Annotated in this window: 11 protein-coding genes; 5 read left to right on the top strand and 6 right to left on the bottom strand. The window is 71.7% G+C overall.

Annotation, left to right across the window (positions count from 1 at the left end; genetic code table 11):
• Positions 1 to 103: 103 nt before the first annotated feature.
• From Mam01_RS04180 to Mam01_RS04170, 3 genes are all read left to right on the top strand, one after another.
• The gene (locus Mam01_RS04180; RefSeq protein ID WP_150930610.1) at positions 104 to 457 is read left to right on the top strand and encodes a cupin domain-containing protein; all 354 of its coding nucleotides are present in this window, start codon (positions 104 to 106) and stop codon (positions 455 to 457) included.
• An 81-nt stretch (positions 458 to 538) separates the two neighbouring features.
• A complete protein-coding gene (locus Mam01_RS04175) occupies positions 539 to 1,627 on the top strand; it encodes an adenosine deaminase (protein WP_204284140.1) in 1,089 nt (362 codons plus the stop codon).
• On the top strand, positions 1,624 to 2,202 hold the full coding sequence (locus Mam01_RS04170; RefSeq protein WP_204284139.1) for a hypothetical protein: 579 nt from the start codon (positions 1,624 to 1,626) through the stop codon (positions 2,200 to 2,202). Before Mam01_RS04175 ends, Mam01_RS04170 begins: the two co-directional genes overlap by 4 nt.
• A 19-nt stretch (positions 2,203 to 2,221) precedes the next feature.
• Here Mam01_RS04170 and Mam01_RS04165 read toward each other — a convergent pair whose 3' ends face one another.
• The 3 genes from Mam01_RS04165 to Mam01_RS04155 all read right to left on the bottom strand — a co-directional run bounded on the left by Mam01_RS04165 (position 2,222) and on the right by Mam01_RS04155 (position 5,223).
• Positions 2,222 to 3,856: a phospho-sugar mutase gene (locus Mam01_RS04165; RefSeq protein ID WP_204284138.1), complete on the bottom strand. Its 1,635-nt coding sequence runs from the start codon at positions 3,854 to 3,856 to the stop codon at positions 2,222 to 2,224.
• Between the two features lie 9 nt (positions 3,857 to 3,865).
• The gene (locus Mam01_RS04160; protein ID WP_373868679.1) at positions 3,866 to 4,663 is read right to left on the bottom strand and encodes a purine-nucleoside phosphorylase; all 798 of its coding nucleotides are present in this window, start codon (positions 4,661 to 4,663) and stop codon (positions 3,866 to 3,868) included.
• A 107-nt stretch (positions 4,664 to 4,770) separates the two neighbouring features.
• Complete coding sequence (locus Mam01_RS04155; RefSeq protein WP_138460432.1) at positions 4,771 to 5,223, bottom strand: gamma-glutamylcyclotransferase family protein; 453 nt, start codon at positions 5,221 to 5,223, stop codon at positions 4,771 to 4,773.
• 139 nt (positions 5,224 to 5,362) lie between these two features.
• Between Mam01_RS04155 and Mam01_RS04150 the strand changes: the two genes are divergently transcribed.
• Positions 5,363 to 6,754, top strand: coding sequence for an NAD(P)H-quinone dehydrogenase (locus Mam01_RS04150; protein WP_204284136.1), 1,392 nt, complete (start codon positions 5,363 to 5,365; stop codon positions 6,752 to 6,754).
• A 142-nt stretch (positions 6,755 to 6,896) separates the two neighbouring features.
• Here the strand turns inward: Mam01_RS04150 and Mam01_RS04145 are convergent, their stop codons facing one another.
• Positions 6,897 to 8,177 carry a pentapeptide repeat-containing protein gene (locus Mam01_RS04145; RefSeq protein WP_204284135.1) on the bottom strand — a complete coding sequence of 427 codons (1,281 nt, stop codon included), beginning with the start codon at positions 8,175 to 8,177 and terminating at the stop codon, positions 6,897 to 6,899.
• Positions 8,178 to 8,604: 427 nt separating this feature from the next.
• On the opposite strand from Mam01_RS04145, the gene Mam01_RS04140 reads away from it, so the two are divergent.
• Complete coding sequence (locus Mam01_RS04140; RefSeq protein ID WP_204284134.1) at positions 8,605 to 9,495, top strand: CDP-diacylglycerol diphosphatase; 891 nt, start codon at positions 8,605 to 8,607, stop codon at positions 9,493 to 9,495.
• A 97-nt stretch (positions 9,496 to 9,592) separates the two neighbouring features.
• Here Mam01_RS04140 and Mam01_RS04135 read toward each other — a convergent pair whose 3' ends face one another.
• Together Mam01_RS04135 and Mam01_RS04130 are read right to left on the bottom strand one after the other, a co-directional pair.
• The gene (locus Mam01_RS04135; RefSeq protein ID WP_239101034.1) at positions 9,593 to 11,005 is read right to left on the bottom strand and encodes a hypothetical protein; all 1,413 of its coding nucleotides are present in this window, start codon (positions 11,003 to 11,005) and stop codon (positions 9,593 to 9,595) included.
• Between the two features lie 133 nt (positions 11,006 to 11,138).
• The gene (locus Mam01_RS04130; protein WP_204284133.1) at positions 11,139 to 12,902 is read right to left on the bottom strand and encodes an ATP-binding protein; all 1,764 of its coding nucleotides are present in this window, start codon (positions 12,900 to 12,902) and stop codon (positions 11,139 to 11,141) included.
• Between the last annotated feature and the right edge of the window lie 147 nt (positions 12,903 to 13,049).

The raw sequence follows: 13,049 nt of genomic DNA, 5'->3' as shown, positions 1-13,049 counted from the left end.
TCACTCCCGGCTCGGGGGCCTCTCTCGCGACCACAGCCGACAAAGCGTAGTGCGAACGTGCGCGAATGACATGATCTCCGGATCAACTGACACACTGGTCGGCATGGTCAGGAAGATCGAGGGACCCACCCGGGTGCCAGTGCCGGGCGGGAAGGTCATCGACGAGTACGTCGGCCGAGTCAACAGCGGTGACGAACAGGTCTCCATCGCGCACATGGTGGCGCCCGCGGGCTGGAGCGAGCCCGCGCAGGCCCCCGGGTTCGCCGAGTACACGCTCGTCCTCAAGGGATCGGTCGTCGTCGAGCACGAGGGCGGGACGACCGTCGTGGAGGCGGGCCAGGCGTTCGCGAGTGAGCCGGGGGAGAAGATCCGCTACAGCGCCGGGCCGTCCGGCGCCGAGTACGTGGCGGTGTGCCTGCCCGCGTTCTCGCCGGAGACCGCCAACCGCGAGGAGTGAGCGACGGCGAGTTTCGCCAGGCCGCCCGATCCGGGTCCGTGGATAGGATTGCCGGATGTACGACCGCGGTGAGGAGGGCGAATGAACGAGCTGCCCACTCTGGAGGAGATCCGCAGGGCGCCAAAGGTGCTCCTGCACGACCATCTCGACGGCGGACTGCGGGCCGGGACGATCGTGGACCTCGCCCGGGAGTGCGGGCACGAACTGCCCACGTACGACCCGGACGCGCTGGGGGCCTGGTTCAGGGCCGCGGCCGACTCGGGATCGCTGGAGCGCTACCTGGAGACGTTCGCCCACACCGTCGGGGTCATGCAGACCCGCGACGCGCTGGTCAGGGTGGCCGCCGAGTGCGCCGAGGACCTGGCGGAGGACGGCGTGATCTACGCCGAGGTCCGTTTCGCGCCTGAGCAGCACACCTCGCAGGGCCTGTCGCTGGACGAGGTCGTGGAGGCCGTGCTGGAGGGGTTCCGGCTCGGCTCCACCGGACCGGACGGCCGCGCGCGCATCAGGGTCGGCACGCTGCTCACCGCGATGCGCCACCAGGCCCGTTCGATGGAGATCGCCGAGCTCGCCGTACGCTATCGGGACCTCGGCGTGGTCGGCTTCGACATCGCGGGCGCGGAGGCCGGATATCCGCCCACCCGTCACCTGGACGCCTTCGAGTACCTCCAACGGGAGAACGCCCACTTCACGATCCACGCGGGGGAGGCCTTCGGGCTGCCGTCGATCTGGCAGGCGATCCAGTGGTGCGGCGCCGACCGGCTGGGCCACGGGGTGCGGATCATCGATGACATCACGGTGCCGGCGGACGGCGAGGCCAAGCTCGGCAGGCTCGCGGCCTACGTCCGCGACAAGCGCATCCCGCTGGAGATGTGCCCGACCTCCAACCTGCAGACCGGGGCCGCCCCGTCGATCGCCGAGCACCCGATCGGCCTGCTGCGCCGCCTGTACTTCCGCGTGACGGTCAACACCGACAACCGGCTGATGAGCGGCACCAGCGTGTCGCAGGAGTTCGCGAAGCTGGTGGACGCCTTCGGCTACGGCTGGGACGACCTGCAGTGGTTCACCGTCAACGCGATGAAGTCGGCGTTCATCCCGTTCGACGAGCGGCTCGCGCTGATCAACGACGTGATCAAGCCCGCTTTCGCGCAGATGCGGCAGCAGGCGTGAAGCCGCAGGTCTTCCGGTCGAAGCTGGCCTGGGTCTTCGGATGGGCCTGGCTGGTGTTCGCCGCCTGGAACGCCTGGGACCTGATCGCCCACGGCCGGCTGCCCAGCGCGCTGATCGCGGGGGCGGTGCTCGGCGTCATCACCGCGCTGGTCTTCGTGATGGCGCTGCGGCCCGCCATCCTCGCCGAGGAGGGCGGGATCCGCGTCCGCAATCCGCTGAAGAACGCCTACGTCCCCTGGAACGCCGTCGACGACCTGACCGTGACCAGCGCCATCGTCATCGAGTCGGGCGCGACCGCCGTACGCTGCTGGACGCCGCAGGCCACGGCGCGGGAGCGGGCCAGGGCCGCCGGGCAGGCCGTCAAGGCGGCCTCGTCGAAGGACCGCGTCGAGCGGGCCACGGCGGCCGTGGGCGGGCGCACCCACGCCGACTGGGTGGCCCAGCAGCTTGAGGAGATGAGCGGGTCTCGCCGGCAGACCTCCTCCGGCGAGACCCGGGTCACCTGGTCGCCCTCCGCCCTGGCCGCCCTGGCCGCCGCGCTCGCGCTGGTCGTGGCGGCCGTCGTCGTCTCCTGAGACGCCCCTCTCAGAGGGCTCAGAGGGCGAGGGCGGTGGCGAGGTCCCGCTTCAGGGCCTCCAGGTCCGCGGCGGCCCGCGCCCTGGCCGCCGTGACGTCGTCGTCCCCGACCGGTACGACGACCTCCAGGTAGCACTTGAGCTTGGGCTCGGTTCCGCTGGGCCGCACGATGACCCGGGCGTCGCCGGAGAGGCGGTACCGCAGGCCGTCGGTCGGCGGCAGCCCGGCCGCCCCCTGCGACAGGTCCTCGGCCGACTCCACCACCCGGCCGGCCAGCCGTGCCGGCGGGTTGGTCCGCAGGCGCTCCATCGCCTTCGCGATCAGCGACAGGTCCTCGACCCGGACCGACAACTGGGTGGTCGCGTGCAGGCCGTACCGGCGGGCCTGCTCGTCGAGCAGGTCGAGCAGCGACCGGCCCTCCCGCCGGGCCTCGGCGGCCATCGCGGCGACGGTGAGGGCGGCCCCGACGCCGTCCTTGTCGTGGACCGGCAGGCCGGCGTCCGACCCGACGCTGTAGCCCAGCGCCTCCTCGTATCCGAAGACGAGCCCCGGCCCCGACTTCATGATCCACTTGAAGCCCGTCAGCGTCTCGGCGTGCCGCACACCGTGGTCGGCGGCGATCTTCGCGAGCAGCGACGACGACACGATCGACGTGGCGACCAGCCGGTCGCCGCCCGAGGTGTGCCGCAGCACGTGCTCGGCGAGCAGCCCGCCGACCTCGTCGCCGGTCAGCATGCGGTAGCCGCCGCCGGGCAGCGGCGTGCCGACCGCGCACCGGTCGGCGTCCGGGTCGTTGGCCAGCACGAGGTCGGCGCGGGTGGCGGCGGCGAGTTCGAGCGCGAGGTCCATCGCGCCCGGCTCCTCCGGATTCGGGAACGTGACAGTGGGGAAGTTCGGGTCGGGCATGGCCTGTCGGCCGACCATGACCGGCACCTCGAAGCCCGCCGCGCGGAACGCCTCGGACACGGTCGCGCCGCCCACGCCGTGCAGCGGCGTGTACGCGACCGAGATCGCGCGGGCGTCGCCCAGCGGCAGCGCCGTCAGCGCCCGCAGGTACGGCGTGACGATGTCGTCGTGGCCGAGGGTCGTCCAGTCGTCGCCCAGCGGGAGGGCGTCCACCGGGCCGGTCGCGTCGATGGCGGCCGAGATCTCCAGGTCGACGGGCGGGACGATCTGCGCGCCGTCGCCCCAGTAGACCTTGTAGCCGTTGTCCTGGGGAGGGTTGTGCGAGGCGGTGACCATCACGCCCGCGTCCGCGCCGAGGTGGCGCACGGCGAACGCCAGCACCGGCGTCGGCCACTTCCCGGCCATGACCGAGGCGCGCAGCCCGGCGCCCGTCAGCACGCGGGCCGTGTCGGCGGCGAACACGTCGGACTTGTGCCGCCCGTCGTAGCCGATCACGACGTGGCGTCCCGGTCCGAGCACCCGGGCCAGCCCGGCGGCGGCCCGCATCACGGTCACCCGGTTCATCCGGTTCGGCCCGGCTCCCAGCGCGCCGCGCAGGCCCGCCGTGCCGAACTCCAGCTTCGCGCCGAAGCGGTCCTCCAGCGCGTCGAGGTCCTGCCGGTCCAGGATCGCGTCGAGTTCCGCCCGCGTGTCGGGGTCGGGGTCCTGGTCACGCCATTCGCGGGCGAGCCGTACGAGATCGGTCACAGGTGCTCCCTAAAGCTTGTCGACGACCTGGGCGAGCAGGACGCCCATCCGGGCGGCGGTGGCGCGGCCGACCTCCAGGACCTCCTCGTGGTTGAGCGGCTCGTCCGCCAGGCCCGCGCCGGGGTTGGTGACCAGGGAGATCCCGAGCACCTCGGCCCCGGCCTCCCGGGCGGCGATCGCCTCCAGCACGGTCGACATGCCCACCAGGTCGCCGCCGAGCGTGCGCAGCATGCGGATCTCCGCGGGCGTCTCGTACGTCGGGCCGCGGAAGGCCACGTACACGCCCTCGGTCAGCGAGGGGTCCACCTCGCGGGCGAGGTCGCGCAGCCGCCGGGAGTACACCTCGGTCAGGTCGACGAACGTCGCGCCGACGAGCGGGTTGCTCCCAGTCAGGTTGATGTGGTCGCCGATGAGCACGGGGTCGCCGACCTTCTGCGTCTCCGGGCGCAGCCCGCCCGCCGCGTTGGTCAGCACGACCGTGCGCACCCCGGCCGCGACGGCCGTACGGACGCCGTGCACCACCGGGTCCACGCCGCGGCCCTCGTACAGGTGCGTACGCCCCAGGAAGATCAGCCCGTTGAGCCCGGCCGCCGTCCGCACCGCGCGTACCGTGCCGGCGTGCCCGGCGACCGCAGGCGGGGAGAACCCGGGCAGCTTCGTCACCGGGAGTTCGGCGACCGTCTCGCCGATCGCGTCCGCGGCCGGCACCCATCCCGAGCCCATGACGAGGGCGACGTCGAAGGAAGGGATGCCGGTGAGGTTCCTCAACGTGGTCGCGGCCTCGGCCGCCAGGTCATAAGGGGTCACTTTGCTGAGCGTACAGAAGGGCATGACGAAGTCCGGGGCTCCACCTGCCCGTTCTGCCGCTCAGGTCCGCACTATGGTCGGCACTGACGTCGTCGCTGTGGGCGTGGTCAGTCGCCGAGCGACTTGCAGGGGCGGTTGCGCAGCCCCGTGACGTAGTCGTCGGGAGCCCCCGCCTTCTCCGCGGCGTCGGCGAGGATGCCGATGTAGCGCGCCGAGGGCAGGCCGCCCTCGTAGGAGTCGAGCACGTGCGACCAGGCGAGCACGTCGCCCTCCAGGGTCGCGACGCGGAGCCGCACCTTGCGGTAGAGGCCGAGGTCGGTGCCCGTCCACCGGTCGAGGGACGGCTCGTCCCACTCCGGCACGTCGTACAGGACCACGAATACCTGCTCGTCGGCATCCTCGACTATCGTGGCGAGAGCACCCTCCCAGCTGACGTCCTCGCCGCCGAAGGTGAGCCGCCAGCCCGGGAGCCACCCCGTTCCTCGCATGGGCGAGTGGGGCGCCCACTCCGCCATCTGCTTGGGGTCCATGTTGCTGCCGTAGGCCGCGTAAACAGGCACGGCACCCAAGCCTAATCCAAGATCGCCAAAGTTGGACGGGTAGCGCGCGCATGGGGTGTGGCGCGAGAAATACGAGTAGTTGACCCGTTACGCGGCCCTCGCCGGGAATACGTAGCCAGGATGCGGGACAATGGAGCATGTGACAAGGATCGTGATCATCGGTGGCGGCCCCGGCGGATACGAGGCGGCCCTGGTCGCCGCGCAACTGGGGGCGCGGGTCACCGTCGTGGAGGAGGAAGGGCCCGGCGGGGCGTGCGTTCTCACCGACTGCGTGCCGTCCAAGACCCTGATCGCCACCTCCGTCCGCAAGCAGGCGCTTCTCGACGCGGCGTCCGTGGGGGTCCGCTTCGACGGCGGCCTCGACGGTGACGCGGGCGGCGTCGCCGTGGACATGATCGACGTGAACAAGCGCGTCAAGGAACTCGCGCTGGCGCAGTCCGGCGACATCGCCGCCCGGCTGGCCGCCGAGGGCGTCGAGGTCATCCGCGCCCGCGGCCGCCTGGTCGATCCCCAGGTGGTGCGCGCGGGCGACCGTACGATCCGGGCCGACGTGGTCATCGTGGCCACCGGCGCCCACCCCCGGGTGCTGCCCGGCGCCGAGCCGGACGGCGAGCGCATCCTCAGCTGGCGGCAGCTGTACGACCTGGAGGAGCTGCCGGGGCACCTGATCGTGGTCGGCTCCGGCGTCACCGGCGCGGAGTTCGCCGGCGCCTACCAGTCGCTGGGGTCGGAGGTCACGCTGGTCTCCTCCCGCGACCGGATGATGCCCAACGAGGACGCCGACGCGGCCGAGGTGCTCGAAGAGGTCTACCGGCGGCGCGGCATGAACGTCATGGGCCGCTCGCGGGCCTCCTCGGTCAAGCGCACCGAGCACGGGGTCGTCGTCACGCTGGAGGACGGCCGCACGGCCGAGGGCACCCACTGCCTGATGACCGTCGGCATGGTGCCCAACACCTCCGGCCTCGGGCTGGAGGACAACGGCGTGCGGCTCGACCGGGGCGGCTTCATCGAGGTCGACAAGGTCTCCAGGACCTCAGCCCCGGGCGTGTACGCCGCGGGCGACTGCACGGGCGTCCTGATGCTCGCCTCGGTCGCCGCCATGCAGGGCAGGATCGCGGTCTGGCACGCGCTCGGCGAGGCCGTGCAGCCGATCCGCCTGGCCACCGTCGCCTCGAACATCTTCACCGACCCCGAGATCGCCGCGGTGGGGATCTCGCAGCGGCAGATCGAGTCAGGCGAGATCGAGGCGAACGTGGTCAAGCTGCCCCTCGCCACCAACGCCCGGGCCAAGATGCAGGGCTTCCACGACGGTTTCGTGAAGCTGTTCTGCCGCCCCAACACCGGCATCGTGCTCGGCGGCGTCGTGGTCGCCCCGCGCGCCTCGGAGCTGATCCTCGCCGTGTCGGTGGCCGTGCAGCACCGCCTGACCGTGGACCAGCTCGCCCACACGTTCGCCGTCTACCCGTCGCTGTCCGGCTCGATCACCGAGGCGGCCCGCCGCCTCATGTCGCCCCTGACCGCCGGTATCTGACCGCCGGTATCTGACCGCCGGTATCTGACCGCCGGTATCTGACCGCCGGTATCTGTCGGCCCGGCGGCCGGCCCGTCTCGCTCGCCGGTGCCGGCCCCTCGGCGGGCGCGAGCCGGGCCGCACGGCCGGTTTCCGCCGCGGCTCAGCGGCTTCCGCCCGTGTTCGGCAGCCGGGACCGCACCTGCCGCAGGGCGTCCCGTCCGCGCGCCACCGTGACGGCCGCCGCCCGCAGTTCGTACGGCGTGCGGGCGACGCCGAGCGCCTGCTTTGCCGCCTCGTAGGCGTCGAGCGCCGCCCGCCACTCCTGCGACGGGCCGCTGATCTGGTTGATCTTCATCTCGAAGTCGAGGGCGTCGATCTCCTCGCCGAAGCGGGTCACGTCCTCCTCGGCGGCGTGCCTGGCCACCGCCATCTCCGCCGCGAAGCGCTGCTTGCGACGGTGCGCGCCGCCCCACATGATCAGGGTCAGGACAAGTCCGAGGCCGCTCACGACGACCAGGATCAGCGCCGGTGACGGGCCCCGCGTGCCGCCCGCGCGCACGGTGAGATCGTCGCCGGTGTCGCCGCGTACGACGTCGTCCACACCGACCTGGGCGTCCCCCTCTCCGTCCGCGCCGTCGGTCCGGCCGGGCGCGACGGCGTCGTCCGGCAGGTTCACGGGCGTGCCGCGGGCGCCGGTGAGGTTCACGTCGCTCGCCTGGATGAAGGACGCCTTGCCGACGTCGGCGCCCCGGAAGTCGGCGCCGTCCAGTTCGGCCTGGGTGAACTCCGCCTCCGACAGGTCCGCGTTCCTGAGCACGGCGTGCTCCAGATGGGCCTGGCCGAGCTTGGCCTCGCCGAGTTTGGCGCGGGTGAGGTCGGCCTTGCGGGCCTTGATCTGGCCGAGCGTGGCGTCCCTGAGGTCCGCGCCCACGAGCGTGGCGTCGGTGAGGTCGGCCTGCGTGAGCACGGCCCGGGTGAGAACGGCCCCCGTCAGGTCGGCGTGCGGGAACTCGGCCTGGACGGCGTCCGCGTCGGTGAGGATCGCTCCGCGCAGATCCGCCTTCCTGGCCCGCAACTGCCCGAGGTCCGCGTCCGACAGGTCGGCCCCGCGCAGGTCGGCGTAGTCGAGGTGCGCCTGGCCGAGGTCGGCCTCCTTCAACGACGCCTTGCGGAGGACGGCTCCGGTCAGGTCCCTGGCGGTGAGATCCACCCCGTCGAGCTTCGCGCCGGTGAGGTCGGCGCACCGCAGGACCGCGGGGAGGGTGCTGCCCTGGGTGAGGTCCCTGCCCCGGAGCTTGACGCCGCTTCCCGGCGCGCACGGCGCCCCCGCCGCCGCGTACGGAACGCGTGCGGCGTCCGCCGGGGACGAGAAGAGCGTCGCCGGCAGGAAGGCGAGCGACAGGACCTGGACGGCGACGAAGAGGGGGGCGAAACGGCGCAAGGGGGGCCTCCTGGGGGGAACGCCCCGAGTCTCCCACGCGATCTTTACGTTCGCTTGCAAGTCGCTGACGCCATCTCCCGGAGCGCTCACGGCCGCTCCGGCTCGGGCGAGGCGCTGGTCCATATCGAGAAAATCGGCACCATATCGCCTTTGTCGCAATCGCCTAATATTGCTTATTATGTCGCGCCGGGTCATTCTGATGGCCGTCCGCTCGGCGGCCGCGCAACGAGGCGACAAACCATCGCTTTCCCGCGGGCAGCCGCCGTGCGTGCGCGGAAGTGGAACGCCCGGTTGTTCTCGCGGCGCCCGAGAGAAGTGTCCCGATCTTTCCTGAGGTGATAAAAGGCTGTCCCAGGGGCTTTTATCGGCCTATCGGAAGGGGATCAATCTGGCCGAACGAAGGTGCGGGTCATCGGGGGTAACAATCATGCGTGAAAGCGACCGGGCGAGCGGCGAGGCGAGCGAGCTGACGCGCCGCCGGTTCATCCAGTTCTCCGGCCTGGCGGGGACCGGCCTGCTCGCGGGTGCGGGCCTTCTTTCCGGTGCCGGGCGCGCCCTGGCCGCGCCTCAACTGAGCATCGCCCAGGGGCCCGACCCCAAGGAATGCGGCAGGACCACCGACTCGGACTCTCTCTGGCAGCGCAGTCAGAAGTGCCACAGCAACAACACCTGCCTGCAGAACCACACCGACTACGTCGTGATGGGCGGCACCAACAGCAAGAAGGGATACGTCAACTACATTCTCGTCCCCACGGAGCGGATCAACGGTATCGAGTGTTCCTGGATCTGCGGCAACAGTGCGCCGAACTATTGGAGCGCCGCCGACTACTACGCCACCCAGTCTCCCACCGTGGTTCCCACTCCGGTGGGGCTTGGGATCAACTCGAAGGCGATCAGGAATTTCGACCAGCTGCACATCCACATGGCACGGGCGCGATGGGAGTCTTTGAACGACCTCGTCGCGCAGGACAACCTGGCCGCCTGGCACGTGCCGCACTGGGCGGACTCGCGCGTGTCGGTCCGGGGTCTCAGCGAGAAGCTCGGGATCATCCCGCACACCTACCGGGTGCTCATCTGGCCCGGATTCAACCACGACAATCTCTTCGCCATGCTCAGGTCCATGCTGGTCGCTTCGCTGGGGCACGGAGGGACGACCGCCAAGGCGCAGCCGCTCATGCAGTACCAGACGCTGATCGTGATCCCCCGGCCCGCCGGGGGCTACTACATCGTCAACAGTGAGAAGGGCCTGGTCGACCCGAACAACCCCCACCTGACGGGAACCGACACCTGCGACCCGCTGCTGCTCATGCATCCCTGACCCGCCACCGATCGCTTCCCGGTGTCTCCGACGACGAAGGGGACGGACCGTCGTGGTCCGCCCCCTTCCGAGGTCGTATCCGGTGCCGTGTCAGGCGTTACCAGTCGCCGCCGCCGCCGAAGTCTCCTCCGCCGAAGTCGCTGCCGCCGCCCCAGTCGCCGCCGCCGCCGAAGTCGCCGCCACCGCCGCCACCGCCGCCACCCCAGTCGCCGCCGCCCCAGTCGTTGCCGCCGCCGGACTCGACGCCCGCGGCGTAGCCCGAGTCGTAGCCGGCGCCGTAGCCGCCGTGGCCCCAGCCGCCGAAGGCGCCGCCGAGCATCGTGCCGACCATCATTCCGGTGAGCAGGTCGCCGCCGAAGCCGCCGTAGTAGCCGTACGCGTAGGGCTGGTAGGCGGGACCGGCGTCCCAGTACGGCCGGCGCTGGCCGTTGACCATGACCTCGCGCATCTGCGGGTCGAAGCCGCGCTCCACCGCCTCGGCGTCCGCCGCGCAGGCGGGGACGTCGCGCACCGCGCCACCGGGCGGCGCCCAGCGCACGTTGCGCACCGACGGGCCGTGCTGGGGGTTGAAGAAGCACGGGGGCAGCCGCTCGGGCAGCGGCTGGTTGTTCACCCGCGCCTTCACGCACGCCAGCGCGTAGCGGCCGTCCTCCAGCGTCGAGGTCACCGTACGCAGGTCCTCGGGCCGCTTGATCGCGTCCAGCTCGGTCTTGGCCCGCTCGTAGGAGTCGAGCGCGCGCTGCCAGTCGCTCGTCGTCTCCGCCTGGGGGAGCATCTTGACGTCGACGTCGAGCGCGGTGATCTCCTCACCGAACTTGGTGACGTCCTCCTCGACCGTCTGCTTGACGGCGGCCAGCTCCGCGGCCTCGCGCTCCTCGCGCTTGCGCTTGTTGCGGCGTCCGATGATCCACAAACCGGCACCTCCCACTACGGCGACGCCCAGGATGCCGACGAGCACACCCGAGCCGCCGCCACCACCGACGGTGGAACCAGGGCCCCGCGCGCCCTTCACATCACCTTCGTGGACCAGGTTCACCCGGTTGACGAAGTCCTGCATGCCGCTGACCACGTCGCTGTTGGCGCTGGTGGACAGCCGCGCCAACGTTCCCGCGGCGTTCTTCGGCAGGTCGTTGGAGCCGGCGAACAGGCTCATGCCGTCGAGCAGGGCCACGGTCGCCCGCGACCGCCCGGCCTTGTCGAGCTCGGTCATCAGCTGCGGGATGTACGTGCTCACCTGGGCCGTGGTCACGGTGCCGTCCGGCAGCGCGACCATGTAGATCTTGGCCTTCGAGTCCTCCAGCTCCTTGCGGATCTTGCTCTGCTGGTCCGGCGAGAGCGGCGACCCGGGCTGGACGAAGAGCGGGTTACTGCTGTTCTTCCATGACGCCACGACCGTGGCCGGGTCCGGCGGAGCCGCCGCGTTCGCGGCCGGAGCGAGCGCGAGCGAGATGAAGAGCCCGGCGAACAGAGCCGCCAGGGCGGCCCCGGCCCGTCCGAGCGGTGATTTCATGGTCACGGCTTAAGCCTCCTTCGCCCTACTGGACGAACGGCAGGGCGCGATGGTTCCTCCACAGGAAACTATCGTTCCCCATCGCCGCACCACACCGCACGACGACCGTACGGTCGCCGCGGGCCGGGCCGGGTCAGGCGTCCTTGATCTCGCAGAGCGCGGTCCCGGCGGTGACCGTCTGGCCGACGGTGGCCGCCAGGCCGGTGACCGTGCCGCCCTTGTGCGCGGTCAGCGGCTGCTCCATCTTCATCGCCTCCAGGACGATGACCGTGTCGCCGGGCTCGACGGTGTCACCGTCAGCCACGACGACCTTCACGATCGTGCCCTGCATGGGGCTGACGAGCGCGTCGCCGCTCGCCGCGGCCTTCTTCGCGCCGCTCCCGCCGGACCGCCTGGGCGCGGCCTTCCTGAGCTCGGGCCGGTCCGCCCCCGGGCCCGCCGAACTCAGCCCCGCGGGCAGCACGACCTCCAGCCGCTTGCCGCCGACCTCGACCGTGATCCGCTCACGGCCGGCGGGCTCGCCGGGAGTCTCCGCCGTCGCCTCGTACGGCGGGATGTCGTTGACGAACTCGGTCTCGATCCACCGGGTGTGGACGGAGAACGGCTCCCCGGCGAAGGCGGGGTCGTCCACCACGGCCCGGTGGAACGGCAGCACGGTCGGCATGCCGCCGATCTCGTACTCGGCGAGCGCCCGCCGCGCCCGCTCCAGCGCCTGCCGCCGGGTGGCCCCGGTCACGACCAGCTTGGCCACGAGCGAGTCGAACGCCTGCGGGACGCTCATCCCGGTCTCGTAGCCGCCGTCGAGGCGTACGCCCGGCCCGGAGGGGACGCGCATCGAGGTCAGCGTGCCCGGCGCGGGCAGGAAGCCCCGGCCCGCGTCCTCCGCGTTGATCCGGAACTCGATCGAGTGGCCGCGCAGCGCCGGGTCGTCGTACCCCAGCGGCTCGCCGTCGGCGATGCGGAACATCTCGCGGACGAGGTCGATGCCGGAGACCTCCTCGGTCACCGGGTGCTCGACCTGGAGCCGGGTGTTGACCTCCAGGAAGGAGATCGTGCCGTCCTGGCCGACGAGGAACTCGCAGGTGCCGGCGCCGACGTATCCCGCCTCGCGCAGGATCGCCTTCGACGACGAGTAGAGGAGGTCGAGCTGCTCGTCGGTGAGGAACGGCGCCGGGGCCTCCTCCACGAGCTTCTGGTGACGGCGCTGGAGCGAGCAGTCGCGGGTGCTGACGACGACCACGTTGCCGTGCCGGTCGGCCAGGCACTGGGTCTCGACGTGGCGCGGCCGGTCGAGGTAGCGCTCGACGAAGCACTCGCCGCGCCCGAAGGCGGTCACCGCCTCGCGTACGGCCGACTCGTAGAGGTCGGGGATCTCCTCCATCGTCCGGGCCACCTTGAGCCCGCGCCCGCCGCCGCCGAAGGCCGCCTTGATGGCGATCGGCAGGCCGTGCCGCCCGGCGAACTCGACCACCTCGTCCACGCCGGACACCGGGTCGGGGGTGCCCGCCACGAGCGGGGCGCCGACGCGCTGCGCGATGTGCCGGGCCTGGACCTTGTCGCCGAGCGCGTTGATCGCCGAGGGCGGCGGGCCGATCCAGATCAGGCCGGCGTCGATCACGGCCTGGGCGAAGTCCGCGTTCTCGGCCAGGAAGCCGTAGCCGGGATGGACGGCGTCCGCACCGGTCTTCTCGGCCACCGCCAGGATCTTCGCGATGTCGAGGTACGTCTCCGCCGGGCTCTGCCCGCCGAGCGCGTGGGCCTCGTCGGCCACCCGCGCGTGCAGCGCGTCCAGATCCTGGTCGGCGTACACCGCCACGCTGGCCAGGCCGGCGTCCCGGCAGGCCCGGGCGATCCGTACGGCGATTTCGCCACGATTGGCGATCAGGACCTTGTGCACAGGGATGTCCCTTCCCTTCAGCGCTCGCGAACCCTGCCTGGGAGTGTAGAGGTGCCGCCTGACCCGAGGGGGCCCCAGGGGCACCCCTGACCTACGCCGGGCAGGGATTTCCGGGGTGGGCGGCCGGGACCCTGCGCCCGGCGGGCG

The sequence above is a fragment of the Microbispora amethystogenes genome (genome assembly GCF_016863015.1).
Classification (GTDB): domain Bacteria; phylum Actinomycetota; class Actinomycetes; order Streptosporangiales; family Streptosporangiaceae; genus Microbispora; species Microbispora amethystogenes.
The sequence above is the reverse complement of the archived record's forward strand: the minus strand, read 5'-3'. Positions and strand labels throughout refer to the sequence as shown.